The sequence below is a fragment of the Streptomyces sp. NPDC107546 genome (assembly GCF_055639175.1).
Genome location: NZ_JBVKBA010000010.1, coordinates 52,611 through 78,855, shown reverse-complemented (window position 1 = coordinate 78,855; position 26,245 = coordinate 52,611). Strand labels below are relative to the sequence as shown.

Sequence of the window (26,245 nt, the reverse complement as noted above, 5' to 3'; positions counted from 1 at the left end):
GATTAGGCGAATTGCCGGCGAATGCGCTGACGCCAGATCTCGTAGGCCGGCTCGACGTCTTCGGTCGGGAGATCGACCAGTGCGGCGGAGGCGATGTCAGCCGCCTCGCGGCTGCCGAGGCCACAGATCACCCGGCAGGCGGTCTCGTTGTGGTCGGCCGGGTTGCCCACCTGGTGCCGGGCCCTCGCCGCGACGACGACGCCCTCGGCCAGCCGGTCGCGATACGCGCCCGACGCCGCGCGCAGCGACTGAACGGTCGGCTCGTCGACCCCGCCGGTGTAGCCGCAGGCGAGCCCCACGCCCGCCCACAGGTTGCCCCGGCGCTCCTCGGGGAAGGCATCGACGGTGGCCGCGACCCGCTTGACGTTGGCGCCCGTGGCGAACCAGATGCTGCGCCCCAGGCCGTGGTCGAAGGCGTGCACCGCGTAGCCGCTGAGGTACCTGGGCACGGCACGCTGCTGCACATGGCGGCGGTGGGCGAAGAAGCCCTCGTGGAAGCCGTATCCGTCGAGGACCACCCAGTCGAAGACGTCGTCGCACAGCCGTCGGCGGAACGTTTCGGGGTTTCGGCGCAACCGTGCCATCCCCATGCCCGCGCCGAGGTAGACGGCCTGGATGTAGGCGCTGCCGGCCCCGGCCACGAAGCGGCGTGTTCGCTGCTTCCAGGGCAGGAGGTGGTCGAGGGCGGCAAGCGCCACTCCCGCGCCTTCGTACGCGAACCCGCGAAGTTCCTCGGGGTAGGCGTCGAGCTTGGCGACCAGCGCCGCCTCACGCCGGGTGAGGAGCGTCAGCTGACAGCACTCCGTGACCGTGAACACCACGCGGCTCAGGCGTTCGGCGGTGAGCCCGGTGCCGTCCGCGAGTACGGGAAGGTCCGACGGTGCGACGTCGAACAGCGGTTTCATCAGCGTTCCGAGCACGGTCATGCCAGACCTCCCGTCGCGGCGGAGGCGCCGGCGAGGCCGGCCTCCAGCCGCCGCTGCAACGTGTCGTAGGCCGGTGCGGAGGGGGTGTCCGGCAGCTGCTCGAAGGCCCGGTCGACGAGCCGGGAGGCGTCCTGGGCGGAGATGCCGCACAGGACGTCACAGGCCAGGTCGGTGTCGGGGATCGGGTTGCCGGCGCGGATCCGCCCCTTGGCCACGAACGCCGTCCCGACGGCCATCCGCCTGGCGTGCCGGCCGGCGGCGGCGCGCAGTGCCTCGATGGTGGCCCGGTCGACCCCGCCGACGTATCCGCAGGCCACGCCGATGCCAAGCCACAGGTCGGCATGACGGTGCGCGGGGAAAGCGGCGATGGTGCGGCAGATCCTCCCGGCGTCGGCTCCCGAGGCGAACCAGATGCTGCGCCCGACGCCCTGGTCGAAGACACGGCGCGCGAACGCCGAGAGATGCGCGGGGACATGCTGTCCGTCCACGACCCGCCGCGGCTTGAAGAAGCCCTCGTGGAAGCCGTACCCGTCCATCACCAGCCACCGCAGTGCGGGATCCGTCAGCCGCTTCATGAGCGGCTCCGGCCTGCGCCGCAGCCGGGCCAGTGCCTCGCCCGCTCCGATGTGCACCATGTAGATGTGCGGTCGCCCGGGGCCAGCCATGTACGCCTGGAGCCGGGACGACCCCGGCAGGAAGCAGTCGAGGCCGGTGAGTCCCATGGCGGCGCCTTCGTACGCGTAGCCGCGCAACTCCAGCGGGGTCTTGTCCAGTCGGGGGATCAGGTCCTCCAGACGGCTGCCGTCCAGGACCGCGTGGTAGCCGCCGACAGCGGTGCGCACGACGGTCTCCAGGTGCTTCCAGGCGGGTGAGTCGCCTCGGCTGAAGGCCGTCGCCTCCGCGTCCGAGACGCCCATCACGGCGCGGCGCAGCCGGCTAAGCGACAGGGTCGTGGTCATGGTTCACTCCCGTCGGGTCCTCGGTGGGGTCCTGCTCCAACTCGTCGAGCAGGTGGTCGAGCTCTTCCGGCGAGACCTGCGCGAGCAGCGCCGCGAGCTCCTCCTCGTGCGGCTCCTCGCCCGGCGGCAGGGCTCCGTCACCGGGCTCGGCCGGCTCTGCGGGGCCGAACTCGCCGGTCCCGTCCAGGGCGAGGAGCGGCAGAAGCCGGGCGGCGAGGTCGAGGACGCTGACGCCCTGGAGCAGGTCCAGGACCGAAATGTCGATGCGCAGCGTCGCGTCGATACGGTGCTTCATCTCGACCGCCATCAGCGAGTCGATGCCCAGGTTGCCGAGGCTCTCCTCGTCACTGAACTCCGCCGTATCCAGTGTGAGGACCAGGGCGGCGATGTCGTGCAGATGCGCCGCGAGGGCATGGGGGCGGTCCGTCTCGGGCGTCCGCCGCAGGGTCGCGAGGACGGCGTCGGCGTCGGCCGCATCGTTCTGCGCCTGCTCGCCCGTCGGTTCGGCGCCGAGCTCGCGGAACATCGACGGGAGCTGCCCCGCCACGGACGCCGCCCGGGCGGTGGCCCAGTCGGCCGTGATCGCAACGACGTGGGCCGGGCGCTGACCGAGGAGGCGGCCGAGGATCTGCGCCCCCGCTTCGGGTGTGATCAGTTCGATGCCACGCCGGGCGTACAGCTGCTCCAGGTCGAGCTTCTCGACCATGCCCACCGACCACGGCCCCCAGCCGATGCTCAGGGCGGGAAGGCCAAGGGACCGGCGGTGCTGCGCGAGCGCGTCCAGGAACGCGTTCGCGGCCGCGTAGTTGGCCTGGCCGGCCGAGGCGATGACGGAGCCGACCGAGCCGAACAGGACGAAGAACTCCAGGGCGGTGCCGGCGAACAGACGGTGCAGCAGCCACCCGCCGAGCAGCTTGGGCCGCATCACCCGGACGAAGGCGTCCCGGTTCATGCGCAGCAGCAGCTCGTCCTCGACGACGCCCGCGGCGTGGATCACGCCCCGGACCGGGGGCCGGCGCAGCCGCTGGTGATCCGTGAGCCAGGCCCTCAGCTGCGCCTCGTCGGCGACGTCGACGGCGGCGCAGTGGACCTGCGCGCCACGGCTCTCCAGTTCGACCAGCGCGTCGATCAGGCCCTGCTGGGGGTGATCGGCCGGCAGGTCGTGCCAGGTGTCGCGCGGCGGCACGGGGGTCCGTCCCATGAGCACCAGGTGACGTGCGCCTCGGTCCGCCAGGAACCGGGCGACGAGGAGCCCGAGCGCGCCCAGGCCGCCGGTGACCAGGTAGGTGCCGTCGCCGCGCAGGGTCGCCGGGAAGGGCGGGGTGAGGCCGTCGGCCGGTAGGAGGCGTGCCACGTGGCGCCTGCCGTTGCGGAAGGCGATCTGGTCCTCGTCGCGCCGAGCCGTGATCTCGTCGACGAGACGGCGCGCCTGTTCCTCGTCGTCGCCCGCGTCGAGGTCGACGATGCCGCCCCACATGCCGAGGAACTCCTGATGCCCGATCACCCGACCGATGCCCCACATCGGGGACTGGGCCAGGGCCAGGGGTCCGGCCTCCTCGCCCACCGCCTGCGCCGTCCGGGTGACCAGCCAGAGCCGGGGCAGCCGTTGGGCGGCCTCGGCGGACAGCGCCTTCATCAGGGGCAGGATGGACAGCACGCCGAGGTCCTGCCCCTCCAGCAGGGAGGCGGCCGTGACGGCGTCGTGGAAGGGTGCCTCGAGGCTCCACAAGTGGACGACCCCGCTGATCCCGGCATCCTGGGCCAGTTTCCCCAGCAGGTACCGGTAGTGTTCCTCGCGGGTGGGGTCGATGACATAGCTGCCGGTCCCGGTCTCGACGACGTCGGGTACGTCGCCGGGGGCCACGGTGACCACGCGGCGGCCGGCACCGTGCAGTCGCCGGGCGACCTCGGGCCCCACACCGCTCGGCCCCGTGAGGAGCACCCAGGTGCCCGCCGGGTCCTCGTCCGGGGCGCTGCCGGATCCGTCCTCGGGGACGCTGTACGGCGCCTCCTGCCACCTGAGTTCGTAGAGCCCGCGGTCGATGCGTTCGGGGGCCAGGCTCGCGGCGGTGTCGAGGGACTGGGCCCGGAACCCGCGTATGTCGACCAGGACGTGGCCGTCGGCGTCGCACACGGCGATGTCGCTGACGATGGCCCGTGCGTCGGCCGCGGTGACCTCGGCCACCACGTGCATCTCGTCGGCCGGGCGCCGCAGCACGGTCACGCTGTCGATGCCCACGGGCAGGTAGGGCCCGGTCCCGGACCGCTCCTGCGCGTCCGTTCGCGTGGCGGCGGTCAGCAGGACCTGGAACGCGGCGTCGATCAGCGTGGGGTGGAAGCGGTAGTCACCGACCTCGTCGCGCACGGTCTCGGGGACGGCAACCCGCCCGACGGCGAGACGTGGACCGGTCGCAACCTCCCGCACCGCCTGGAACGCGGGTCCGTACTGGAAGCCCATCTGCCGTGAGCCGGCGTAGAAGTCGTCGTGGGACACATGCAGCGGGCAGGCGCCGCGCGCCCGGTCCAGGTCCCGCTCGGTGCGGTCCGGTGGGCGCCTGCTCAGCCGGGCGGTGCCGTGCAGCGTCCACACGCGGTCGCCGCCCGGCGAGGCCGTGTAGCTCGAGATCTCGACGCGGCCCGACTCCTGGTGGAGGGTGGTGCGCAGCCTTGGGTCCGACGTGTCCGTTAGCACGAGGGCTCTGCGCAGCTGAAGGTTCTCCACCGTGTGGTCGCCCTCGCCGTAGACCTCCTGGGCAGCCGCCAGGGCCAGTTCGACGAACGCGGCGCCGGGGAGGAGAGTGGTGCCCTGGACTCGGTGGTCGGCCAGGTGAGGCAGGAGCCGTGCGTTGATCTCCCGCTCCCACGTGGGGTGGGTGGCGTTCATGCGCTGCCCCAGCAGAGGATGGACCTGTGCGAAGTGGCGGTCTTCGCGGGCCTCCACCGATTCGTTCCAGTAGCTTTTGAGCTGCCAGGGGTAGGGCGGTAGCCGCAGGAGGCGTGCGTCCTCACCGTAGAACGCCTCCCAGCGGACCGCCTGGCCGTGGCTGTAGAGGGAGCCGAGCGAGCCGAGGAGTACGGCGTCGTCGGGTTCGTCGCGGCGCAGGGACGGGACCACGAGCCCGTCCTGCTGCGCTTCCGCGAGTAGTTCCCTCATGGCGGCGGCCAGGACGGGATGGGGGCCGAGCTCGATGAAGTGGGTGTAGCCGTCGGCCAGCATCTGCCGGAAGGCGGCCGCGAACAGGACCGTCGCGCGGACGTTCTGCCACCAGTAGTGGGCGTCGGCGCCGCGTCCGTCGATGCGGGTACCGGTCACCGTCGAGTACAGGGGCAGCATGGCGGGGACCGGGCCGAGGTCCGCCAGTCCTTTCTCCAGGTCCTCGCGCAGCGGGTCCATGCAGTGGCTGTGGTAAGGGACCTTGACGTTCAGGAACCGGTGGAAGACCCCGAAGGTCTCCAGCTGCGCCGCCATGCCCTCGAGGACCTTGGCGTCTCCGGACAGGGTGACCGCGGTCGGGCTGTTGACGGCCGCCACCGAGACCAGGGGGCCCGCGTCCGCCACGGCCTGGTCGAGGGTCTGAGGGGTCATGCCCACCGCGAGCATCCGCCCGGTACCGGTGGCCCGCTGCTGGAGGCTGCTGCGGTAGTAGGTCACCTTCACGGCGTCCTCGAAGGAGAGGACGCCGGCCAGGTACTGGGCGGCTACCTCGCCGGTGCTGTGTCCGACGAGCCCGTCGGGCTGGATGCCCCACGAACGCCACAGCTCGGCGAGACCCACCTGCACCGCGAAGTTGGCCGGCTGGGCGACCGCGGTCTCGGCCATGCGGGACTCCTCCTCGCAGGCGAGGAGTTCGTCGAGCAGCGACCATCCGGTGTACTTGCCCAGCTCCCGGTCGCACCGTTCGACGGCGGCCCGGAAGACGGGCTCGGTCGTCAGCAGCTGCCGGGCCATCGCCCACCACTGCGGTCCCATCCCGGAGCAGACGAATGCCAGCTTCGGCCGCTCTCCCGGGCGGACGCGGCCGGTCACCACGCCCTTCACCGCACGCCCGGCGCCGAAGGCGCCCAGTTTCTCGGCGGCCTCCGCCGCGGTGGAGGCGACGACCGCGAGCCGGTGATCCTGGTGGCTGCGGCGCAGGGCGCGGGTGTAGCCGACGTCCCGCACGTCGTGGTCGTGCCCCGACAGCAGGTCGCGCAGGGACACCGCCATGTCCGTCAGTGCCTCGGGAGTGCGGGCCGACAGCGGGACGAGATACGGGCGAGGCACCTGGGCACGCGGTGCGACCGGACGCTCGGCGGGGGGTTCCTGAAGGACGACGTGGGCGTTGGTGCCGCCGAAGCCGAAGGAGTTGACCCCGGCGTAGCGAGGGCCGGTGGTCTGCGGCCAGTCGGTCGTCTCCGTCTGGACGTGGAGTCGCAGCCCGTCGAAGTCGATGCGCGGATTGGGGTGGTGATGATGCAGCTGCCCGGGGATCCGGGCGTGCTTGAGGGCCAGCGCCGTCTTGATGAGGCCGGCCACTCCGGCAGCCGCCTCCAGGTGCCCGATGTTCGTCTTGACCGATCCGATCACCACGCGCTGACCGGCGGGGCGCCCTTCGGAGAGCACCCGGCCGATGGCGTGGGCCTCGATGGGATCGCCCACGGGAGTACCGGTTCCGTGCGCCTCGACGTACTGGACCTCGTGCGGGGCGATGCCGGCGCGCTCACAGGCGGCGCGCATGGCAGCTTCCTGGGCGTCACCGTTGGGGACGGTGATGCCGTTGCTGTGCCCGTCCTGCGAGATGGCCGTTCCCCGGATCAGCGCGTAGATCGGGTCGCGGTCGGACAGCGCCTGCGCCAGGGGCTTGAGCAGGACGACTCCGACACCCTCGCCCCGCGCGTATCCGTTCGCGGACGCGTCGAACGCCTTGCAGCGGCCGTCGGGCGCCAGGAAGCCGCCCTTGGACTCCGCGATGGTCATGTTCGGTGCGATCATGACGTTCACGCCGCCGGCCAGGGCGAGGGAGCATTCGCGGTTCCAGATGCTCTGCGCGGCGAGGTGGACGGCGACGAGCGAGCCCGAACAGGCGGTGTCCACGGCGAGGCTCGGACCCCGGAAGTCGAACGCGTACGACAGCCGGTTGGCCAGCATCGTCATCATCATGCCGGTGGCCGAGTGGCTCTGGAGCTCGTAGCGACTGTGCACGCCGTAGTTCTGGAGCAGCTGGTAGTCCAGGGTGAACCCGCCGACGAAGACGCCCGTCCCGCTGCCGGCGAGCCGGTCGGCCACCTGACCGCCGTCCTCCAGGGCCTCCCAGGCGGCCTGAAGCAGGAGCCGCTGCTGTGGATCCAGCCAGATGGCCTCCCGCGGGGAGATCCCGAAGAACTGCGCGTCGAACTGGTCGATCCGGTCCAGGAACCCGCCCCGGACGGTGCTCATCTTGCCCAGCTTGGCGCCGTCCGGGTCATAGAACTTCCCGGTGTCCCAGCGGTCTTCGGGCACCTCACGGGTGGCGTCGGCACCGGCGCACAGGAGGTCCCAGAACGCGGCCGGGGTCGTGGCCCCGCCGGGAAAGCGGCAACCGATTCCGATGATGGCGATGGGTTCCCTCGGCTCTGTGGCCGACGAGCAGTCAGTCATGGCACGTTTCCCCTTCCCCGGAGTCAGAAGCCGCCTGGAGCGCCCTGGACAGTTCGGTCAGCAGCAGGGCCTGCGAGCCGTGGATGAAGAAGTGCGATCCCGGAAGCATCACCAGCCGGAACGGGCCGTCCGTGTGGGTGCGCCACAGGTCGAGGTCGCTGCGGCTCACCCGCACGTCCTGGTCGCCCCCGAAGACGGTCAGCGGCGTGGTCAGCCGCGACTCGTCCTCGTACCGGTAGGTGTCGCACAGTTCGAGGTCGGCGCGCAGGGTGGGCAGCAGCGCGCGCATCAACTCGTCGTTCTCCAGCACCTCCCGGGGCGTGCCCTCGGTGCGGAGAACCGTCTTCAGCACCTCGTCGGGCATGTGGTGGATCTTGATGTGGGGGTTGGGCACATGGGGCGCACGGAACGCGCCCAGGAACAGGTGCGAGGGCTGCGGTGCTCCGGCGCGCCTGAGCCGCCGGGCGAGCTCGAACGCGACGAGCGCGCCCATGCTGTGGCCGAAGAACGCGTACGGCAGGTCCAGCCACGGCTTGATGGCCTCGTGCAGGGCCTCGACGAGCGGCCCCATCCGACGCAGCGCCGGTTCGGCCACACGGGACTCCCGCCCCGGCAGCTGCGCCGCCCGGATGTCGACACCGGCGGGCAGTGCCGCCCCCCACGAGCGGAACACCGAGCTGCCGGAGCCGGCGTAGGGGAAACAGAACAGACGGAACGCCGGAGCGTCGGCGGACGCGTGCCGGACGAACCAGGTGTCCCCGGTCCGGGCCCCGTGCGGCCGACTGCGCAGCTGCGCGAGAAGCCTGGCGCGCTTGTCGTGCGGCAGCCGCGCGATCCGCTCGGGCAACGCCCTGGGCGACGCCGGCTTCGTGCGGGCCGCCTGCGCGGGCCGGCCCTCATCGAGCACCCTCGTCATCGGGCCTCCCCCCTGCCGACGGCCTCGTCCACCGGTCGCAGCGTGATCCAGTGATCGCTCACCGGGACCGCTCCCCGGTCCTCCTGGTAGACCTCGACCAGGGACATCAGTGCGCGGTCGGCCCGCCACCGTTGCGCCTGCTGCCTCTTGGCCGGGTTCCAGGGCTCGGCCTCGAACTCCTCCAGCACCGTGGCCACCAGCTGCCCCGAGAGGTGCTCGATGAGCCGGACGTTGGCCGTGAACTGCTCCTGGAGGTGCTCGTCGTCGAGGCGCGCCGTCATGCCGATGTGCAGACGGCGCATGAAGTCGAAGTCGTAGAAGCGGACGAAGGAGGCCTGCTCGCGCGGCTCGTCGTCGACGGCACCCCACTCGCGGAAGAAGCGCTGGACCTCCTGGCTGGCGGTGCTGAAGCGGGCCAGGCCGGTCACCAGGTCGGGCCGGTCACCGAGGTGCCGCAGTACGTCGTGGAAGTACAGCAGCCCGGGTACGGCCCAGTAGACGGCCGTGTCCCAGATGACCTTGGCGAGCATGACCCGGGCGTTGCCCATCAGCGGGTACTGGTTCTCGTAGACGCTGAGCCAGCCCTCGGCGATGAGGAGGAACACCTGGTTGTGGATTGCCGCGAGTTCCGCGATGTCGTCCCCGTCGAGTGCGTGTGTGATCAGGTCGGTGATGAGGCTGTTGCTGATGGCGATCAGGTCCAGGCCCGGGGAGTACAGCGGGTCCAGGAAGACACCGGCCTCGCCCGCCAGGCACCAGCGGTCCTCGGAGAAGACCTGCTCGCAGCTGTAGGAGTAGTCCTTCATGACGCGGAAGTCCTGCAGCATGTCGCGGTGTTGCCGGATGATCCGCGCGCACTGCGGTTCGTGCAGGGTGAGCCAGTCCAGGGCGCCCTCGAACCGGTTCAGCTGCTCGAACGGGTGCAGGTCAGCGTCGGTGACGATGCCCACGCTGGTGGATCCGGAGGCGAGCCTGATCAGCCAGACCCAGTAGCCGGGTCCCATCAGGTGGTTGGTGGACAACTCACGCCGGCCTTCCTCGATCCGGCGATGCCAGTGGGGGTCGTCGGACCACTGGTCCACGTCGAGGGGGCAACCGACGCGGAACCACACGGCGTTGGCCCGGTGGCCGACCTTCTTGGCGAGGCCGAGCCGGCGCTTGAGCAGGGACGTCCGGCCGGTGGCGTCCACCACCCACCTCGCGAGGATCCGCCGTGTGGTGCCGTCGCTCCCGCGTACGGTGAGCCGGTGGTGGTCGGCTTCTGGAAGCAGTTCCACGGCCTCGACCCTCGCCCCGGCGAGGAACCGCACCCCGTGTGCGGTCAGTTCGCGGCCCAGGGCGTTCTCCAGACGTCCGCGGTCGAGCTGGTAGGTGCCGACCGCGCCCGGAGGGCAGACCGAGTGTCCCAGCTCGACGCGGCGGGTGATGTCCTCGTTGCCGTTCTTCGAGAAGAACACCCGCAGCCCGTACTTGTTCAGTTGCTCCGACTTCAGGTGCCGTTCCAGCCCCAGGACCTGCCGGAGGTAGTAGCCGGCGATCTCGACGGTCGACTCTCCGACCTTGTGGGTGGTCTCCGGTACGGGGTGTGCCTGGCGCTCGAGCACCACGATGCGGGTGTGCGGGCGCTGCTTGCGCAGTTGCAGGGCCAGTGTCAGTCCGGCGGCGCCGCCGCCGACGACGGCGACGTCGACGGTGTCGCCCGCAGCCGTCTCCACGGCGCCGTTCGCGTTCACCGGGTCACCGCCGCGGTGCGGGTGCCCAGGGTGATCCACGCGCTGTCGATGGGGTTGAGCGGATGGCGCTCGGTGTACCGGTCGACGGCTTCCCGCAGGACCTGGTCGTTGCGCCACTGGTCGATGCGGTCCTTGGCCGCGTCGTCGGCCCCGCGCTGCTCCAGTCGCTCGACGACGGTGCTGACCAACTGGCCCGCGATCTGTTCCAGCAGGTCGACGTTGCGCTCGAACTGCTCCTCCAGCTCCTCGTCGCCGAGGCCCGCGGCCATTCCGGTGTGCAGGTCGACGATGAAGTCCAGCAGGCTGTAGGGGTCCGCGAAGACGTCGGCCGCCGGTTCGTTGCCGGTGCCGTGCCACTCGCGGAAGAACTGCTGGACACGGGTGTGCAGCATCCAGGTGCGCTGGAGGTTCGCGTACGCCCTCGGACTCTCGCCCAGGCGGCGGAACGTGTCGTGGAAGAACAGGAGACCGGGCACGGCCCAGTAGATGATGGTGTCCCAGATGGCCTTCGCCACCATCACCTGCGGGTTGCCCATGACCGGGTACTGGCCCTCGTACGCGACCAGCCAGATCTCACTGAGCACCAGGTAGACCTGGTTGTGCGCGACGGCCAGCTCCCGGACGTCCTCGCCGCGGCGGTCCCTGGTCACCAGGTCGGTGATGAGACCGTTGCTGATCGCCATCAGATCGCCGCCGGAGGAGTAGAGCGGGTCGATGGCAACTCCCGCCTCCCCGGTCAGACACCAGCGGTCTTCCGAGTACACCTGTCGGCAGCCGTAGGCGTAGTCCTTCATCACCCGGAAGTCCTGGATCTTCACGCGGTGACGCCGTATTTCGGCCGCGCACTGGGGTTCGTGCTCGCCGAGCCAGTCCAGGGCACGGTCGAGCGTGTTGAACTCCTGGAAGGAGTGGGCCTCGTCGTCGGCGACGATGCCGATGCTCGTCGAACCGGATGCGAGCGGGATGAGCCAGACCCAGTATCCCGGTCCCATGAGGTGGTTGGTGGACAGCCGGCGCTCGCCGCCCGTGACACGCGCTCGCCACTGCTCGTCGTCGGACCACTGCTGGATGTCGACCGGGTGGTCGATGCGCAGCCAGGCGGCGTTCGCCCGGTGGCCGACGGGCCTGTCCAGGTCCAGCTTGCGCTTGAGCAGGCCGGCCCGGCCGGTTGCGTCGACGACCCAGCGGCTGCGCAGTGCGCGTTCCCTGTCGCCGTCCAGGACGTGCACGACGTGGTCGTCGTCGCCGGTGCCGAGGAGCACGTCGCGTACCTTGCAGCCGTGGCGGAAAGCGACGCCGCGGGCGGCGACGAGTTCACCGAGCGTGTTCTCCAGCCGGCCACGGTCGAGCTGGTACGACGGCAGGGGGGCCGGGGATATCTGTCCGTATTCGACCCGGCGGACGATGTCCTCGTTGCCGCCCTGGGTGAAGAACATCCGCAGACCGAACTTGTGCAGCTGGTCCCGGTCGAGGTGTTCCTCGAGCCCCAGGATGTCACGCAGATAGTGGGCCTGGACCTCGACGCTGGATTCGCCGACCTTGTGGGCGGCCTCGGGCACCGGATGGCGGGACCGTTCGAGGACGGCCACACGCAGCTCGGGGTCGGTGCGGGTGAGCTGCAGGGCGAGGGTCAGTCCGGCGATGCCGCCGCCGAGGACCACCACGTCGAAGCGCTCGGAGAAGTCACGCATAGCTGACCTCGCTGGTGTGCTGTTCCATGCTGTCCGCTCCGTTCTGTTCGTGACCGTCCGTGGTGTCGCTCGCTCGGAGCTCGCGCGGGGCGATCCACCCGTCGCTGGTGGGGTTGCGGTGCCTTTCCCGGCGGTGGGCGGCGATCAGATCGGCGATCAGGGGGTCCCGTTGCCAGCTCTGGACCTGGGCCATGACACCGTCGTCGTCGTAGCGGTCGCCGTGGGCGTCGATGACCGCGGTGATCAGTTGCCCGGCCAGCTGGGCGAGCAGCCTGGTGTTGGCGGAGAAGCGCTCCGGGAACTGGCGGTCCGACAGGTCGTCGGCCATGCCGGCGTGCAACTTCACCATGAAGTCCAGCGGCGAGTACAGGTCGACGAACCCGGCATCGAGACCGCAGTTCTCGATGGACGCCCACTCGCGGAAGAACGCCTGGACCCGGTTGCTGATGTCCGTGAGGCGTGCCAGGTCGGCGGCGACCGTGGGGTCGGCGGCCACGGTGCGGAAGCGGTCCTGGAAGAAGAGCAGACCGAACACTCCCCAGTAGAAGGCGGTGTCCCAGATGACCTTCGACGTCATCACCCTGGCATTGCCCATCAGCGCGTACTGCCGTTCGTAGACGGCGAGCCACATGTCGCTGATGCGCCGGAAGAGTCCGTCGTGGACGGCCGCCAGGGCCGTGACGTCCTCCCCGTCGAGGGACCTGGTCACGAGGTCGGCCACCAGCCCGTTGCTGATGGCGATCAGGTCGAGCCCGGGTGAGTAGAGAGGGTCGAGGAAGATGCCGGACTCTCCGGTGAGGCACCAGCGTGCGTGCCCGTCGTAGACCTGGTCGCAGCTGTAGGAGTAGTCCTTCATGACGCGGAAGTCCTGGATGCTGTCCCGGTGTTCCTCGACCGCGCGGGCACACTGCGGCTCGTGGCGCCTGAGCCAGTCCAGGGCCCGGTCGAGCGTGTTGAACTCCTCGAACCGGTGGGCGTCGGCCGCCGTCACGATGCCGATGCTGATGCCTCCGGAGGCCAGCCTGATGAGCCAGACCCAGTACCCCGGTCCCATCAGGTGGTTGGTGGACAGCTCACGCCTGCCCTCTTGGATCCGGGCGTGCCATGCCGGGTCGTCGCTCCAGCTTCCGATGTCGATCGGGTGGCCGAGCCTGAACCAGGCGGCGTTGGCCGTGTGCCCCACGTCCCGATGGAGACCGAACCGCCGCTGCAGGAAGTGACCGCGTCCGGTGGCGTCGACCACCCACCGGGCCCGGACGCCGCGTTCCCGGCCTTCGGCGAGCAGCAGGATGTGGTGATACGCCGAGGAGGGCGAGAACTCGACCTGGAGCACCTTGCTTCCGGGGAGGAAGTCGATCCCTTCCAGGGTGCAGGCCCTGCCCAGCTCGTTCTCGAGCCGGCCGCGGTCCAGCTGGTAGGTGGCCAGAGGCGGGAAGACCGAACTGCCCAGTTCGAGGCGCTCGGTGATGTCCGCGTTGTCGTGAGCGCTGAAGAACATGCGCAGGCCGAACTTGCGGATCTGCTGCGTCTGAAGGTGCTCGCGCAGACCGAGGACGTCGCGCAGGTAGTGGGCGGCGATCTCCACGGTCGATTCGCCGACCTTGTGGGCGGCCTCGGGTACGGGGTGTTCCTGCCGCTCGGCGACCAGCACCCGGATGCCGGGGCGGATCCGGCGCAGCTGGAGTGCCAGCGTGAGTCCGGCGACCCCGCCTCCCAGGATCACGACGTCGTAGTGATCGGGTGCGGTGGTGTCGCCGGCGACGCGCGTCCGGAGCTTTTCGGCGAGCAGGGCCCGCTTCTCAGCGGACAGGCCGGAGATCCGATGCCGTGCTTCTCGGGTCATGCGTCCCCCTTCGTCCCGAAGGACTCTCGGGGGCACGGATTACGGACGACTTACTTCATTTGCAAGCAAGGCCTTGTGACGAACCGTCATACTTGCCGGTTTAAATCGACATTCGGGCGGGAACAACAGGCCAACACTCGGCTGGGGACGAGTCACTGGGGGGACCATGGACCGAGCACCTGGCGACAAGCCGTCGCGAGACACTTCCGTCGCGCAGGGGGACGATGTCCCCCGTGCGGCCGCGGCGAGAGGACCGGGTGGTGCCCACGCGACCTATGAGGCGCAGTTTTTCGGCCCTTTCCGGGTCCTGAGGGGCGGAAGACCGGTGGCCGATCCGACGTGGGGGCGTGCCAGCGCGCGCACGCTGCTCCAGTGGTTCCTGCTGAACCCGGGGCGCAAGTTCCGGGACAGCGAGTTGTCCGACGTTCTGTGGCCGGGGTGCACGAGTGCCCGGGCGAACAGGTTCCACGTGACCCAGCACACCCTGCGCCGGGTTCTGGAACCGGAGTTACCCAGCCGCCGACCGTCGACGTTCATCCGTTCGGACTCCGACGGCCGTTACTGGTTCGATCCGGGCGAGTGCTGGTGGACCGACGTCGAAGAGGTAGAGCGGCTGTCCACGGCGGCGCGTGCCGCGGAGGAGGACGGCGACACCTGCGCGGCCATCGTGTCCTACGAGCGGCTGCTGGACTACTACGGCCGGGGATTCCTGCCGGAGGACGTCTACGAGGACGCCTTCGCGCCCTTCCGGGCGGCCCACGATCTGGGACACGCCGAGGCCCTGTGCCGGCTGCTGCGCCTCTACCGCCGGACGGGCCGCAGGTGCGAGGCGCTGATGTGCGCCTCGACCCTCCTGGACCGGGACCCGTACTCGGAGGAGGCGGTCACCTCCGTCGTCGAGGTTCTTCTGGAGCAGGGCAGCGTGACCGGAGCGATCGCGGAGATCGAGCACTTCGTGCGGACGCTGGACAGGGACCTCGGGACGAGACCCAGCCGTGGCCTCCTCGCCCTGTGGGGCCGGGTACGCGACGTCCGCTGAGGGTTCGCCCACGGCACCGCCACGATCCGCGGGAGAGCCCTGGTGCTGTGGCCGGAAAGGTTCACCGGCTCGCGACGCCCGGCACGGCACCTCGCCGCGTTGTCGCATCGCCCGAGTACATCCGGTACGCGGGCGACGCTCCGCCGTGCGACGCACCGCACCGGACGCCGCGAGCCTTCCGGCAAACCTTTCCGGCCACAGCACTAGCCCGTGACGACGGCCCGTTGTCGGGCTCGGCGGGCCAGGACCTCCTGGCTGACCGCGGCCAGCCGGTCCCAGTCGTCGGCCATGCCGGCGCGGGCCCCGATCTCACGCATCACGGCGCGGAAGAGCGCCCCGGACTTGATCAGTCGCGAGCGGACGTGCCCGAAGACCTCCAGGGTGATGATGCCGTACAGCTGAGCCCAGGCCAGTTCGAACAGCCACACCATGCCCAGGGCGCCCTGCCCGAGCAGCGTGGAGATGTCGGCCTGGCCCTCCTGGGCCGGGGCGAAGACGGCCACGAACTCCTCGTCCAGCTCCTCCTGGCTCGGTACGGGGAACGGCCGCTGCTGGGCCAGCCTCGAGAAGATCCCGCCGAAGAAATGGGCGAACTGCTCGACTCCCGAGGCCGCACCGCCCGCGGTGTCCCGCACGAGCGGGTGACGCGGTCGTCCCGGCTCGGACCGGGTCGTGCGTTCACCGGAAAGGGACGTGGTGGCGAACACGAGCTGGAACTCGGCCCTGTTGTCCAGGGCCCAGCCGCGGAACGCCGTGGCTGCAGCGACCATCTGGGCCGCGGGATCGTCGTCGCCGTAGGGTTCCCCGGCCGCCGCCATCTGGTCGACGACCTCGCCGAAGATGTCGTTGGACAGCAACTCGTTCAGGGCGGCCACGCTGTCGACGTAGCGGTACAGGGCGGGTGCGGTGAGGCCCATCTCGGCCGCGACGGCCCGCAGCGTCACCTCCCGGCCATCACGCAGCAGCGCACGGCCGACCTCCACGATCTCGTGGAGCGTGGCCTGCCGTTGGCGCTCCCGGCGGGTCAGGACCGGGCGTGTCTCCTCGTCGCGTGACGAGTCGACCTGTCTCATCGACACCTCCAGGTGGGGAGCCCTCAGCGCGGGTACGGCCGGCAGGGGTCCGCACACGTCCCGGCATCGTAATGCTTGACAACTCCGCTGAACACCATTCACCGTTAACGCGGATAACGCAATCTATACCCATGCACGATCGCTACATTCGGGGGCAATGTGAACGATTTCGGAGCGGGGAGGGGATTGCTCGCCGGGCCCGAGTGGGTGCACGCGCGCGAGCACGAGCACGAGGCCTCGTACCGGGCCTACCTGTTCGGCCCGTTCCGCGTCTTCAAGGGGGAGGAAGTTCTCGGCCAGCGACGACAACGCCGGGAGAAGGCTCAGCTGTTACTGAAGTGGTTCCTGCTGAACCCGGGGAAGCCCCGCTCGATGGACGAACTCATCGACTTGGGCTGGCCGGACACCGCTCCGGAGAAGGCCACCGGCAGCTTCCACGTGGCCATGCACTGCCTGCGCAGGATGCTGGAGCCGGATCTGCACCCCGGCGAGGAGTCGACCTTCATCCGCCGCAGTGGCAGCAACTTCTACCGCTTCGAGGCGGGCGAGAACTGGTGGACCGACGCGGCCGAGGTCGACCGGCTCTTCGAACAGGCACGCGCAAGCGAAACCCGCCGCGACGCACGCCTCGCGTGCTTCTACTACAGCCGTGTCACCGCCTACACCGTCCGTCGGTTCCTCGAGGACGAGGAGGCGAGGGAACACTGGCTGGAACCCCACCGCAGGCGCTACGAGCGGCTCTACGAGCAGGCGCTGGTGCGCCTGGTCCAGATCCACCGGGCCAGGGGCGAGCTGGACGAAGCGGTGGAGTACGCCTGCCAGATGCTGCGGCTCGACCCCTACAACCAACTCGCCGCCACCACTGTCATCGAGGCGCATCTCCGGCTCGGTCGGCAGGCACACGCACAACGCCAGCTCTGCGGGTTCCTGACATCCCTCAAGCGTGACGTCGGCGCGGCGCCCAGCGGCGAGCTGCTGGCACTGCGGGACCGGCTCCAGAGCGGCTCACCCGTCCCTGCCACGCCCGGCGCTCCCGTGTGACACAGGCTCCGGGGCAAAGCGGCAACCACTTTGTTCCTGCGGCGGGTTCGAGCGGCGCGATCGCCTCGCCACGGGTCGGCGAACCCCTGTTCGTCCCGCCGTGGCCGTTCCTTTCTGCAAGGCTCCGGTGTTGTCACCACAGCACCGGAAGGAGACACCATGACCAGCCCAGCCTTGCAGATCGCGCTGGCCCACCACCGCGCGTGGACCGGCAAGGACATCGACCTGGCGATGAGCTACCTCGCCGACGACGTCGTCTGCGACGCTCCGGCAGGGCGCATCCAGGGCGTCCACGCGTACCGAGAATTCCTGGCTCCGTTCGCCGAGCGGTTCCTGATCGGGGCGCAGATGCTGGCCGCCTTCGGGGACGACAGCACGGCGCTGCTGATGTACGACGCCGAAACAGTGCCGGCCCCCAGTGCGCCCACTGCCGAGTGTGCGACCGTGCGCGACGGAAAGATCGTCTACAACCGGTTCCTTTTCGACCGTACGCCGTTCGACGAGTTCCGACGCCGACAGGCGCAGGCAGGTGCCTGACGGGCGCCTAGTGGAGTCGTCACCGCGTCGCCGTTGTCGAGGCCCGGCCGCGGGCCTCGAAGCCCGCGGCCGGGCCGACGACGCGGCGGTCGCCGCCGCGGTGCGTGCCCACAACCCGCATGCCGCGTCCGTCTGACCACCCGCGCCGCGGCAGCTTGCGACACCGCGGCGGCACCCGTGGCCGACGCAGGCGGCAACGTGCTTCTGATGCGCCTGCACCCAGGCGCGTCAGGTCGAGCGCGGCGGGTGTGTGCCTGGGGAATGCCGGTTAAGCCGGCGCTATGCACGGCAGGCATGGATGACGGAAAGAGGCACGATGGGCGTGGACGTCGAGCTCCGTCACCTGCGCGCCTTCGCGTCCGCGGCCCGTCACCGCTCGTTCTCCCGTGCCGCCGAGGAACTGCTGATCACTCAGCCGGCGCTGAGCCGTACGAAGCGCAGCTGGAGAGCCACCTGAGCGTCCGCCTGCTCGACCGGTCCTCGCGGCATGTCGAACTGACGGACACCGGCGCGGAGTTCCTCGTCCACGTCGAGCGGGTCCTCGCAACCCTGGACCAGGCCCTCGCCGTCGCGAGGCACCGCGTCACCCTACGGCTCGGCTTCAGCCGGCTGCTGCCGGATCCCTGGACGCAGCGGACCATCAGCCGCATGGAGAACGGCCCTCAGGACTGGTCCTTCGGCCACGAGCGCGCCCAGTACACGGAGGGTCTCCTGCCCGTCCCCGCTCGCTGACGACGTCCGCCGAGGGCGCCTCTCCCCCACCGGGAATCGACGGCTTCCCCGCCACGGCCGTCCTGTCGGTCGGCCTTCGGCTGCGCGGGCCGGCGTCAGGCGCTGGGTGCGGCGCGGAGGGTGCCGACCATCAGAACGAGGGCCTGCAGGAAGCAGGAGCCGACCCGCCGCGCGCCGGACGGCACGCGGCGGGTCGCGGCGGTCTGCCCGGGGGCGCGCCGGTCAGCAGCCGCCGCAGTTGTAGTAGAGGACGTCCCAGTGGCTGCCCTCGTCGGTGTAGACGTTGCCGGAACCGGACGTCCACATCGGGTAACCGTCGCCGCGCAGGCCGGAATAGCCGAAGTAGTTCTTGATGTAGTTGCCGATGCAGGTGTACTTGCTGTAGTCGAGTTTGTAGCCGTTCCAGTGCGAGTACGTGCCGCTGGCGTGGCCGGTCTCGGTGCCGCCGGTGATGTTGAGCGCGCAGCCGCTGGCCTTCTTCAAGGTGACGGCGCCCTGAGCGGTGGCGAGGTTGAGCTGCTCGAACGACGTACAGGTGGAGTTGTTGCGGTTCGTGCAGTTGCCCGACGAGGACCAGGTGATACCGGCACTGCGGAACATGCTCTCCGCCTGGGCCTGGGTCAACTTGGTGACGGCGTACGCGTTGTCCGACGAGGCCAGGCCCACTCCGGGCGCGAAGAGCACCGTCAGGACGAGGGCCAGGACGCCGGCCACGACCCGGACGCGCGGTTGCAGCCGAAGGCGGAACTGGGCGGCGGGACTGCTCATTCGGATTCCTCCTGCTGATGCCGACGACGGTGTGCAGGTGGCGCAGAAGGGAGTGTGCCGAACTCTACACGCGTCCACCAGTAGGCGTACGTGTACGCGTCAACAGTGGGGAGGTCGGGGGCAACTCCGGACTGGAGGCTGCGTATGCAGCAGACGACGTTCCGCGGGGAGCCTGCGGCCGTGTGGGAGTTCACCTTCAAAGGCCGCGTCCGCGCTTTCCGCGCCGTCGACCTCGGTTACGGCCGTGAATTGGGACGCCTACCGCGCCGTCTTCGACCACGCGAGAGACGGATTCGCCGCCACCGGTTCCTGAATCCGCGACCGGCCACCGAGCGCGAGATATCTCAGGGCGTCGCCGTGACCGCGGCGGAAGGCGCGAACAACGCCAGCTGATCCATGATCCACGGGTCGAGCACAGCCAATTGGTCCGCGATCCACGGGTCAAGGGGACGACCGTCCGTCCGGCGCTCGCCGACATGATGGTTGTCTTCGCTCCGGTCTCCGGATCCGCCGTGGACGGCGACGGCCTTCAGATCTTCCTTCAGATCCTGGACGGCAACTGTCCTGACGGTGGAGTGGCCGTCCACCTGGGGGGTAACCGCGGCAGCCGGTCCGCCGACGGCGAGGAGAGCGCTTCCGGCGAATACCGCGGAAACACCTCCGGTCCCGATGCGCCGCATGAGCTTTCCCATGGTCGTCTCTCCTTGCACAGTCCGCTGGTCTGCGACTGCGAACGATGAAATGTGCCGGGTTTCGGCCCCACCCAAGCTACGCACGCCTACATAGTTGAACAATAAACGAGCTGGGTGAAACACATCACCGGAATCACGGGGAATAGAAAGCGGGGCCAGCCCCGCGATCGCCGGCTTCCCCGAGGCGAAAGGTGCCGATCGATACCGCGTACGCGGGTGAATCCGCGGGCTCGGGATACCCGGCGGGTATGGCTCGGCTACCGAAGTTGCGACACAGGGATCATGTCGATCGTGGCGAAGAGCGGTTCGGGCCGGGGCCCGACGTGGAGCGGCGGGCGCCGGACGCGCCGACGAAGCTGCCCCGGCGGTCGTGGGGCGCGGTGCTGAAGGGCTCGCTGCGGGAGTTCAAGAACGACGAGCTGACCGACCGGGCGGCGGCGTTGACCTATTACGGGGTGCTCTCACTGTTCCCGGCTCTGCTGGTGCTGGTGTCGATGCTGGGCCTGACCGGCAAGTCGACCACCAACCAGGTGCTGGCCAATGTCAAACAGTTCGCCCCCGGCTCGGTGCGCGACGTGCTCACGCGGGCGGTGCAGCAACTGCAGGGCAGTAGCGGCACCGGTTCGGTGATGGCGGTCGTCGGCGTGGTGCTGGCGGTGTGGTCGGCGTCCGGCTACGTGGCCGCCTTCATCCGTGCGGCGAACGCCGTCTACGACGTGCCCGAGGGCCGCCCGGCGTGGAAGGTCCTCCCGGTGCGAGTGGGGGTGACGGTGGTGCTGCTGGTGCTGGCCGTGGTCAGCGCTCTGATCGTGGTGTTCACCGGTGGTGTGGCCCGCCAGGCGGGTTCCGCGCTCGGCATCGGTGGCGCCGCGTTGACGGCGTGGTCGATCGCCAAGTGGCCCGTGCTGGTCCTCCTGGTCACCCTGATGATCGCCATCCTGTACTGGGCGAGCCCGAACGCACGGGTGACGAGGTGGCGGTGGCTCACCCCGGGGAGCTTCCTGGCCCTGGTGATCTGGATGATCGCCTCGGCCGGGTTCGCGTTCTACGTGGCCAACTTCGCCTCCTACAACAAGACCTACGGCACGATGGCGGGCGTGATCGTGTTCCTGGTCTGGCTGTGGATCACCAATCTGGCGATCTTGCTGGGCCTGGAGTTCGATGCGGAGGTCGCGCGGCAGCGGGCCGTCGCCGGCGGCTACCCGCCCGAGGCGGAACCGTACGCGCGGCCCCGGGACACCCGGAAGTGGGACGCGGAGGACCGGCGCCGCCTGGAGGGTTCCTGAACCGCCGGCGCCGATCCCGTCGACCCCGCCCACCGCTGCATGCTCCAGACGGCGCTCATCGGCGTCCGTCTGCTGGACTGGGCGGCGAAACAGCTCCGGTCTCGTCGTCGGTCAGGGCGATGACGATCTCCGGCGGTGCGACCAGGGTGTTCCTGACCGTGCAGCGGGACACCGCCGCCCGCAGGGCGTCCCGTCGTCCGGCGGGGAGCGCGGGCGCTCGCACCCGCAGGCGGACCGAGCTCACGCGGGGCGCCCAGCCGGACGCAGTACGGAAGTCGGTCTCGATCCGCAGCCCCTCACGGCTGAGGTCGTGTCGCTCGAGGAACCGGCCGGCGCAGTGCGCGACGCACCCGGTCAGCGAAGCCACGAGGAGTTCCACGGGAGTGGGGGCCGTGTCGGTACCGCCGTCCGGCACCGGCTGGTCCACCGCCAGTATGTGACCGCGCAGGCGTACTTCGTACGCGTCCGCGGCGATCGGCACGGCGTCCGCGTGGCCCGGCGGCCCCGGGACCCGCGGGACGAAGGAGGCGGCCTGGTGGAGCAGCAGTCCGGCGACACGCCGGGCCTCCTCGGGCGTCAGCGAGGCCAGGGTCTCGCCCCGGTCGTGGGGTTCGCAGGTGATGCCGAGGACGACGCGCGCCGTGTTCGGGGGCATTCCTTCGGGTGTGAACCCGGAGACGGTGACCGTACGACCGCGCCGGGTGCGTACGCCGTCCGCGAGCCGTTGCCTTGCGTTCACGATGTCACCGTCCAGACTCGGCGCGCGGCGTCGGCGGGCGATCACGCGCCGTGCTCCACCTCGATGTGCCGGACCTCCGCCTTCCGTGCCCCCTCGGGGTGCGGTCGCTTGTGCCGTCACCTCCAGTGCACCGCGCCCGCTCCCCCGCCGCTGAGGCCGAACAGCCCATGCCGGGGGACCCGAACGTCCCTGCCCCCACCCTTCAGAGCGACTCCGGTACGACGGCCACCGGGCACTCGGCGTGGTGCAGCAGCGTGTGGGCCACCCGGCCCAGGTGGAGTGCCCGACGGTCGTGGCCGCGCCGGACACCGATGATCACGAGGTCCGCGGCGGCCGAGCGGTGCAGAAGCACCCTGCGGGCGGTTCCCTCGACCGCGGACCGGTGAACCCGCACGTCCGGATGGTCGGCCACGGCGTCCTGGAGCAGGGCGTCGATCAGGGTGGCCGCCCGTTCCTCGCAGCACAGGGCCGGGTCGCCGACCAGCAGGGGGTGTTCGACGGGCCGGTGCGCGGGGCGGTGCCAGACACGGACGACGTCGAGGACGCAGTGCCGCGCCTGTGCCTCGCGGAGGGCGAAGCGCACCGCCGCGCCGCTCGTGCCGGGCTCGCCGGCGCCGAGCAGGATCCGCTCGTGCGTGCCCTCCAGGCCGGCCCGGTCTCCGCGCACCACGATCACCGGCCCACGGGCACGGCCCGCGACGGTGAGGCTGACCGAGCCGAGGAGCAGTCCCGTCAACCGGCCGCGGCCACGGCTGCCCGTCACCACCGCGGAGGCGTGGTGCACCGCGCGCAGCAACGCGTCCACCGGGTCCTCGGGCAGGACGTCGGCGGTGACCTTCACCCCCGGGTTGCGGCGCCGGGCGCGTTCCGTGGCGGTGGCGACGACGGCCGGGGGCACGTCGTCCTCGTCCCGCTCACCCCCCGAGGCGTACAGCAGCCGCAGGGGCAGCCCGTGCCGGGCCGCCTCGTCGGTCGCCCAGTCCACCGCCACCAGGCTGCAGTCCGATCCGTCGACGCCCACGACCAGAGGCGGCTGCATGCTTCCCACCGCCTTTCGTCCGGCTCCGGCACCGCTCCGCGACCGGCTCCGGAACGGCTCACCTTCACCGTCACACCGGTCGCGGAGCGGTGAGAGGGGCACTTCGGCCCCTCGTGGGGGACCTTCGGCCCCCTATCGTGCCGGGGCGGCCTTGCGGAGGGTGGCGATGCAGGTGCCGATCGCCGTCTGGAGCTCCTCCAGGCGCTGGAGCATGTCGTCCTCGTACAGGTCGTCGAGGTCGTCGGCGTCGTCCAGGGTGAGCTCCTCGAAGACCTTCGTCGCTCGCTGGAGGCTGCCGTAGAACTTCGTCCGTCGCTCCTGGCGGCGCAGTTCGGGATCGGACTCGACGGTGCGGGCGACGAGTTCCTTCACCGTGTCGTACGCCTCCGCCGCCCACTGTCCGGCCTCTTCGCCCTCGTCGAGTTCGTCGAGGAGGGACAGATGGCGCTCGGCCTCAGCGCGAAGGTCCGCGGGCGCGTCGATCGTCTGCCCGGCCGGGGTCTTGACCTGGCCGTTCTCCACGATCTGGCGGACGTAGCCGATGCGGTCCGCCACCCGGCTCTCGCCTGCCACCGCCTTCTTCAGCTCGTCGGTGCGGACGACGTCACGGGCCAGTTCGGTCTGCAGGGCCGGGTCCTCCTTCAGCCGGTCCAGCAGCGCGGCCCGCGCGGTCCGGGCGGTGGCGGGGTCGGCGAGGATCGCGGCACGCAGCGCCGTGGGGTTCTCGGCGACCTCCAGCGCCTTGGTGGGGCGGATGCCCTCGGCCTCGGCCGCCGCCGCGATCGCGGTACCGCGCTCGGAGGACGCGCTGGAGCGGGGGCTGTAGTAGGAGAGCCATGCGTCGGAGTCCGGCAGCTCGATCTCCTGGCCCGGGACGAGGATCTCGAAGTGCGGGACGAGCCCGTCGTCGGCGGCCTTGTCCCAGGCCCTGTAGTAGCGCATGACGCGCTCCGCGGAGCAGCCCGCCAGCTCGGCGAACCGCTGGGCGGAGATCTTCGGGGTCTCACCCGCCGGCTGTCCGCCGGGCCGTACGCTGCGCGCCACCTTCAGCGCGAACGCCCAGCCTCCGGTCCGCGCGTACACCCCGAACTCGCGGGCGTCACGCGCCACCGCCTCGGCGACCTCGGATTCCGCGGAAGCCGGGTCCGCTCCCGGCTCGACCCAGAACTCTTCACCTGTTGCGTCTGCCGCCGCTGCCGCGTCTGCTGCGGACGGGACGATCGGTACGGTCAAGGGGAACTCTCCCGGGCACTCGCGGACTGTGGGAACCGAAGCGAGCAGCCTATAGGAGTGCGTCGCCGCCAGGTTCTGCGGCGTAGGGGCGACGTGACGGCGCGACCTCCGGCCGATGGGTCGGTCCGATCGGTGAGTCCGATCGGTGAGTCCGGGCGACGATCCTCGAGGGACACGACGTGGAATACGCGGCGTCGGGCGGCCGTTGGGCTCTGCTGTGATCAAGTGGTGCGTGGCCGGCGCACCGTACCGGGTACGGAGGGATCGGGACCGATGGGCGACGTCACCAGCACGGACAGCGTGAGCTCGCTGAAGGAGACCGTCGGGCGGTACGGCATCTGGAGTGCCGGACTGCGTTCGGAGGACCCGGCCAGGCGCGGTGAACTGGCCGACGCAGCCGCCGAACTGCAGGAACTCGGCTTCGGTGCGGTCTGGTTGGGCGGCAGCAGCGCGGTGCGCCACGCGGTGCCGCTGATCGAGGCGACCTCGCGGCTCGTCGTGGCGACCGGCATCCAGAGCATCTGGCAGTACGAGGCCGGCGACACGGCGGCGAGCTTCACGGAGCTGGAGCGGACCCACCCGGGGCGCTTCCTGCTCGGGCTCGGCGTGAGCCATGCGAAACTGGCGGACCAGTATCGCCGCCCGTACTCGGCCATGGTCGGCTATCTGGACGAGCTCGACGCCGCCGGGGTACCGGCGGGGCGCCGTGTGCTGGCCGCGCTCGGGCCGAAGATGCTGGAGCTGTCCCGCGACCGCGCTGCGGGCTCGCACCCGTACCTGGTGACCACCGACCATACGGCCGAGGCCCGCGCGATCCTCGGTGACGGCCCGCTGTTGGCTCCCGAGACGAAGGTGGTCCTGGAGACGGACCCGGACCGCGCCCGCGCGACGGCCCGCGCGGGCCTCGCCGTCTACCTCGGACTGCCCAACTACACCAAGGCGCTCGCCCGGTTCGGCTTCACCGAGGACGACTTCGCGGGCGGCGGCAGCGACCGGCTGGTCGATGCGCTGTTCGCCTGGGGCGACGACGACCGGATCCGGGAACGGATCGAGGCCCATCTGGCGGCGGGCGCGGACCATGTGGCCCTCCAGGTGGTCGACGACCAGCCCCGCGACTCCCTTCCCCGCAAGGCCTGGCGCCGTCTGGCCGCCCTGCTGAGCTGACGGAGGCGCGATCCGGGGTCCGTTGTCAGTGCCCCGTCCTACTGTGGTCGTCGGCACAGGATCACTGACCAGATACGAGACGACGGAGTCCCCATGACGACCCTGCCCGACCGGCCGAACACCGCGCTGCTCGTCATCGACGTCCAGAAGGGGGTGATGGCGGGCACGCCCCGCCGCGACAGCGTGATCGCGAACATCGGCACGCTGGTCGACAGGGCCCGTGAGGAGGACGTGCCCGTGGTCTGGGTGCAGCACTCCGACGACCAGATCAAGCGGGGCAGCGAGAGCTGGGAGTACGTGCCGGAGCTGGTGCGCCGCGATGACGAGCCCCTGGTTCACAAGCTCTACGGCGACTCGTTCGAGGACACCGAGCTGGAGACGGTGCTCGCCGAGCGCGGAGTGGGCCGGCTCGTCGTCACCGGTGCCCAGACCGACCAATGCGTACGATCCACCCTCCACGGCGCCAGACGCTGGTCGGTGACGCGCACACGACGGAGGACCTGACGGAGTACGGCGCGCCGTCCCCGGAACAGGTGATCGCGCACACCAACCTCTACTGGAATTGGCACAGCGCCCCCGGGCGCCGCGGCGGAACGGTCGGCACGGCGGAGGTGACGTTCGCACCGGCCGACGGGGGATGAACCTGCCCGACGGGGGATGAACCTGCCGTACTGGGTACAAGTGGTACGACCCCTGGCACGGTCGTAGCGTGGCACGGGAGTCCGAGACAGACGGGCGGGAGCGGACATGCGCAATCACACACTCACCAGGGCGGTCCTGCTCGGTGCCGTCGCATCGCTGGCAGCAGTCATGGGAACGGCGTCCGCCGCCCCGGCCACGGTGCCGTCGGCCGCACACACCGTGCCACGGCAGTCCGGGCGCCCCGTCGTCGTCGACTGTTTCTGGCAACCGGAGGTACGCCCCGGCGCCTTCATGATCGCCTGTGGTGACGGCAACAGCCTCCTGTCCTCGGTCCACTGGTCGCAGTGGGGGGCGAGCTCGGCCGTGGCCGAGGCCGTCAACATGGTCAACGACTGCAAGCCGTACTGCGCGGCGGGCAGGTTCCACTCGTACCCGGTCACCGTTCGGCTCGACCACCCGCAGCCCTGGAAGAAGCGCCCGCAGCTGCAGCACTACACCCGGATGACCCTCACCTACAGCCACGGCAGGCCGGACGGGTTCGGACGCGTGGTGACGTATTCCCTCTGGGACTGATC

Annotated in this window: 21 protein-coding genes and 2 pseudogenes; 9 read left to right on the top strand and 14 right to left on the bottom strand. The window is 70.4% G+C overall.

Translation table 11 applies throughout. The features are described 5' to 3' along the window. Positions 1-2 precede the first annotated feature (2 nt). Genes ACZ7L1_RS16905 through ACZ7L1_RS16875 form a run of 7 tightly spaced genes read right to left on the bottom strand, consistent with a single transcriptional unit; the run spans position 3 to position 13,685 of the window. Positions 3-926 carry a DUF1702 family protein gene (locus tag ACZ7L1_RS16905; RefSeq protein WP_471437885.1) on the bottom strand — a complete coding sequence of 308 codons (924 nt, stop codon included), beginning with the start codon at positions 924-926 and terminating at the stop codon, positions 3-5. Next, positions 923-1,885 carry a DUF1702 family protein gene (locus ACZ7L1_RS16900; RefSeq protein WP_471437883.1) on the bottom strand — a complete coding sequence of 321 codons (963 nt, stop codon included), beginning with the start codon at positions 1,883-1,885 and terminating at the stop codon, positions 923-925. The genes ACZ7L1_RS16905 and ACZ7L1_RS16900 overlap by 4 nt, the downstream gene beginning before the upstream one ends. Further along, the gene (locus ACZ7L1_RS16895) at positions 1,863-7,502 is read right to left on the bottom strand and encodes a type I polyketide synthase (protein ID WP_471437882.1); all 5,640 of its coding nucleotides are present in this window, start codon (positions 7,500-7,502) and stop codon (positions 1,863-1,865) included. Before ACZ7L1_RS16895 ends, ACZ7L1_RS16900 begins: the two co-directional genes overlap by 23 nt. Further along, positions 7,495-8,418 (bottom strand): thioesterase II family protein, encoded by a 924-nt coding sequence (locus ACZ7L1_RS16890; RefSeq protein WP_471437881.1) that lies wholly within the window; start codon positions 8,416-8,418, stop codon positions 7,495-7,497. The genes ACZ7L1_RS16895 and ACZ7L1_RS16890 overlap by 8 nt, the downstream gene beginning before the upstream one ends. After that, complete coding sequence (locus ACZ7L1_RS16885) at positions 8,415-10,190, bottom strand: NAD(P)/FAD-dependent oxidoreductase (RefSeq protein WP_471437880.1); 1,776 nt, start codon at positions 10,188-10,190, stop codon at positions 8,415-8,417. The genes ACZ7L1_RS16890 and ACZ7L1_RS16885 overlap by 4 nt, the downstream gene beginning before the upstream one ends. Beyond that, positions 10,148-11,842 carry an NAD(P)/FAD-dependent oxidoreductase gene (locus ACZ7L1_RS16880; protein WP_471437879.1) on the bottom strand — a complete coding sequence of 565 codons (1,695 nt, stop codon included), beginning with the start codon at positions 11,840-11,842 and terminating at the stop codon, positions 10,148-10,150. The genes ACZ7L1_RS16885 and ACZ7L1_RS16880 overlap by 43 nt, the downstream gene beginning before the upstream one ends. Further along, a complete protein-coding gene (locus tag ACZ7L1_RS16875) occupies positions 11,835-13,685 on the bottom strand; it encodes an NAD(P)/FAD-dependent oxidoreductase (protein WP_471437877.1) in 1,851 nt (616 codons plus the stop codon). Before ACZ7L1_RS16875 ends, ACZ7L1_RS16880 begins: the two co-directional genes overlap by 8 nt. A 325-nt stretch (positions 13,686-14,010) precedes the next feature. On the opposite strand from ACZ7L1_RS16875, the gene ACZ7L1_RS16870 reads away from it, so the two are divergent. Beyond that, on the top strand, positions 14,011-14,724 hold the full coding sequence (locus tag ACZ7L1_RS16870) for an AfsR/SARP family transcriptional regulator (protein ID WP_471437876.1): 714 nt from the start codon (positions 14,011-14,013) through the stop codon (positions 14,722-14,724). A gap of 203 nt (positions 14,725-14,927) precedes the next feature. Here the strand turns inward: ACZ7L1_RS16870 and ACZ7L1_RS16865 are convergent, their stop codons facing one another. Next, positions 14,928-15,797 carry a TetR/AcrR family transcriptional regulator gene (locus ACZ7L1_RS16865; protein WP_471437875.1) on the bottom strand — a complete coding sequence of 290 codons (870 nt, stop codon included), beginning with the start codon at positions 15,795-15,797 and terminating at the stop codon, positions 14,928-14,930. A 159-nt stretch (positions 15,798-15,956) separates the two neighbouring features. Here ACZ7L1_RS16865 and ACZ7L1_RS16860 point away from each other — a divergent pair, with 159 nt between their 5' ends. The 3 genes from ACZ7L1_RS16860 (at position 15,957) to ACZ7L1_RS16850 (ending at position 17,832) form a co-directional block, all read left to right on the top strand. Continuing rightward, positions 15,957-16,838 carry an AfsR/SARP family transcriptional regulator gene (locus ACZ7L1_RS16860; RefSeq protein ID WP_471437873.1) on the top strand — a complete coding sequence of 294 codons (882 nt, stop codon included), beginning with the start codon at positions 15,957-15,959 and terminating at the stop codon, positions 16,836-16,838. Between the two features lie 159 nt (positions 16,839-16,997). Next, entirely contained in the window at positions 16,998-17,375 is a 378-nt protein-coding gene (locus ACZ7L1_RS16855; protein WP_471437872.1) for a nuclear transport factor 2 family protein, read from the top strand. Between the two features lie 298 nt (positions 17,376-17,673). Then, positions 17,674-17,832 carry a LysR family transcriptional regulator gene (locus ACZ7L1_RS16850; protein WP_471437870.1) on the top strand — a complete coding sequence of 53 codons (159 nt, stop codon included), beginning with the start codon at positions 17,674-17,676 and terminating at the stop codon, positions 17,830-17,832. On the opposite strand, the gene ACZ7L1_RS16845 is transcribed toward ACZ7L1_RS16850, so the two are convergent. Both ACZ7L1_RS16845 and ACZ7L1_RS16840 read right to left on the bottom strand, forming a co-directional pair. Next, a complete protein-coding gene (locus ACZ7L1_RS16845) occupies positions 17,787-17,954 on the bottom strand; it encodes a hypothetical protein (protein ID WP_471437868.1) in 168 nt (55 codons plus the stop codon). The two genes, ACZ7L1_RS16850 and ACZ7L1_RS16845, sit on opposite strands and share 46 nt — an antisense overlap. 375 nt (positions 17,955-18,329) lie before the next feature. Beyond that, positions 18,330-18,875 carry a hypothetical protein gene (locus ACZ7L1_RS16840; protein ID WP_471437867.1) on the bottom strand — a complete coding sequence of 182 codons (546 nt, stop codon included), beginning with the start codon at positions 18,873-18,875 and terminating at the stop codon, positions 18,330-18,332. A gap of 135 nt (positions 18,876-19,010) precedes the next feature. Between ACZ7L1_RS16840 and ACZ7L1_RS16835 the strand changes: the two are divergent. Further along, positions 19,011-19,188, top strand: a pseudogene (locus tag ACZ7L1_RS16835) (serine/threonine protein kinase); the annotation flags it as partial. Positions 19,189-19,219: 31 nt separating this feature from the next. On the opposite strand, the gene ACZ7L1_RS16830 reads toward ACZ7L1_RS16835, so the two are convergent. After that, positions 19,220-19,567: a hypothetical protein gene (locus ACZ7L1_RS16830; RefSeq protein ID WP_471437865.1), complete on the bottom strand. Its 348-nt coding sequence runs from the start codon at positions 19,565-19,567 to the stop codon at positions 19,220-19,222. Between the two features lie 248 nt (positions 19,568-19,815). Here ACZ7L1_RS16830 and ACZ7L1_RS16825 point away from each other — a divergent pair, with 248 nt between their 5' ends. After that, a complete protein-coding gene (locus tag ACZ7L1_RS16825) occupies positions 19,816-20,853 on the top strand; it encodes a YihY/virulence factor BrkB family protein (protein WP_471437864.1) in 1,038 nt (345 codons plus the stop codon). Between the two features lie 55 nt (positions 20,854-20,908). On the opposite strand, the gene ACZ7L1_RS16820 is transcribed toward ACZ7L1_RS16825, so the two are convergent. The 3 genes from ACZ7L1_RS16820 to ACZ7L1_RS16810 all read right to left on the bottom strand — a co-directional run bounded on the left by ACZ7L1_RS16820 (position 20,909) and on the right by ACZ7L1_RS16810 (position 23,864). Further along, entirely contained in the window at positions 20,909-21,592 is a 684-nt protein-coding gene (locus ACZ7L1_RS16820) for an OsmC family protein (protein WP_471437862.1), read from the bottom strand. 202 nt (positions 21,593-21,794) lie between these two features. Beyond that, positions 21,795-22,631, bottom strand: coding sequence for a universal stress protein (locus ACZ7L1_RS16815; protein ID WP_471437861.1), 837 nt, complete (start codon positions 22,629-22,631; stop codon positions 21,795-21,797). Positions 22,632-22,763: 132 nt separating this feature from the next. Beyond that, complete coding sequence (locus ACZ7L1_RS16810; protein WP_471437859.1) at positions 22,764-23,864, bottom strand: hypothetical protein; 1,101 nt, start codon at positions 23,862-23,864, stop codon at positions 22,764-22,766. Between the two features lie 273 nt (positions 23,865-24,137). Here ACZ7L1_RS16810 and ACZ7L1_RS16805 point away from each other — a divergent pair, with 273 nt between their 5' ends. The 3 genes and pseudogenes from ACZ7L1_RS16805 (at position 24,138) to ACZ7L1_RS16795 (ending at position 26,243) form a co-directional block, all read left to right on the top strand. After that, positions 24,138-25,028, top strand: coding sequence for an LLM class F420-dependent oxidoreductase (locus ACZ7L1_RS16805; protein ID WP_471437858.1), 891 nt, complete (start codon positions 24,138-24,140; stop codon positions 25,026-25,028). Between the two features lie 93 nt (positions 25,029-25,121). Then, positions 25,122-25,669, top strand: a pseudogene (locus ACZ7L1_RS16800) (isochorismatase family protein). 106 nt (positions 25,670-25,775) lie between these two features. Beyond that, positions 25,776-26,243: a hypothetical protein gene (locus ACZ7L1_RS16795; protein ID WP_471437856.1), complete on the top strand. Its 468-nt coding sequence runs from the start codon at positions 25,776-25,778 to the stop codon at positions 26,241-26,243. The last annotated feature ends 2 nt before the right edge of the window (positions 26,244-26,245 follow it).

Coding starts and splice junctions, on each gene's coding strand:
- ACZ7L1_RS16905 (WP_471437885.1), bottom strand. CDS start 926: ATGACCGTGCTCGGAACGCTGATGAAACCGCTGTTCGACGTCGCACCG.
- ACZ7L1_RS16900 (WP_471437883.1), bottom strand. CDS start 1,885: ATGACCACGACCCTGTCGCTTAGCCGGCTGCGCCGCGCCGTGATGGGC.
- ACZ7L1_RS16895 (WP_471437882.1), bottom strand. CDS start 7,502: ATGACTGACTGCTCGTCGGCCACAGAGCCGAGGGAACCCATCGCCATC.
- ACZ7L1_RS16890 (WP_471437881.1), bottom strand. CDS start 8,418: ATGACGAGGGTGCTCGATGAGGGCCGGCCCGCGCAGGCGGCCCGCACG.
- ACZ7L1_RS16880 (WP_471437879.1), bottom strand. CDS start 11,842: ATGCGTGACTTCTCCGAGCGCTTCGACGTGGTGGTCCTCGGCGGCGGC.
- ACZ7L1_RS16875 (WP_471437877.1), bottom strand. CDS start 13,685: ATGACCCGAGAAGCACGGCATCGGATCTCCGGCCTGTCCGCTGAGAAG.
- ACZ7L1_RS16865 (WP_471437875.1), bottom strand. CDS start 15,797: ATGAGACAGGTCGACTCGTCACGCGACGAGGAGACACGCCCGGTCCTG.
- ACZ7L1_RS16855 (WP_471437872.1), top strand. CDS start 16,998: ATGACCAGCCCAGCCTTGCAGATCGCGCTGGCCCACCACCGCGCGTGG.
- ACZ7L1_RS16850 (WP_471437870.1), top strand. CDS start 17,674: ATGACGGAAAGAGGCACGATGGGCGTGGACGTCGAGCTCCGTCACCTG.
- ACZ7L1_RS16840 (WP_471437867.1), bottom strand. CDS start 18,875: ATGAGCAGTCCCGCCGCCCAGTTCCGCCTTCGGCTGCAACCGCGCGTC.
- ACZ7L1_RS16830 (WP_471437865.1), bottom strand. CDS start 19,567: ATGGGAAAGCTCATGCGGCGCATCGGGACCGGAGGTGTTTCCGCGGTA.
- ACZ7L1_RS16825 (WP_471437864.1), top strand. CDS start 19,816: ATGGCTCGGCTACCGAAGTTGCGACACAGGGATCATGTCGATCGTGGC.
- ACZ7L1_RS16815 (WP_471437861.1), bottom strand. CDS start 22,631: ATGCAGCCGCCTCTGGTCGTGGGCGTCGACGGATCGGACTGCAGCCTG.
- ACZ7L1_RS16805 (WP_471437858.1), top strand. CDS start 24,138: ATGGGCGACGTCACCAGCACGGACAGCGTGAGCTCGCTGAAGGAGACC.
- ACZ7L1_RS16795 (WP_471437856.1), top strand. CDS start 25,776: ATGCGCAATCACACACTCACCAGGGCGGTCCTGCTCGGTGCCGTCGCA.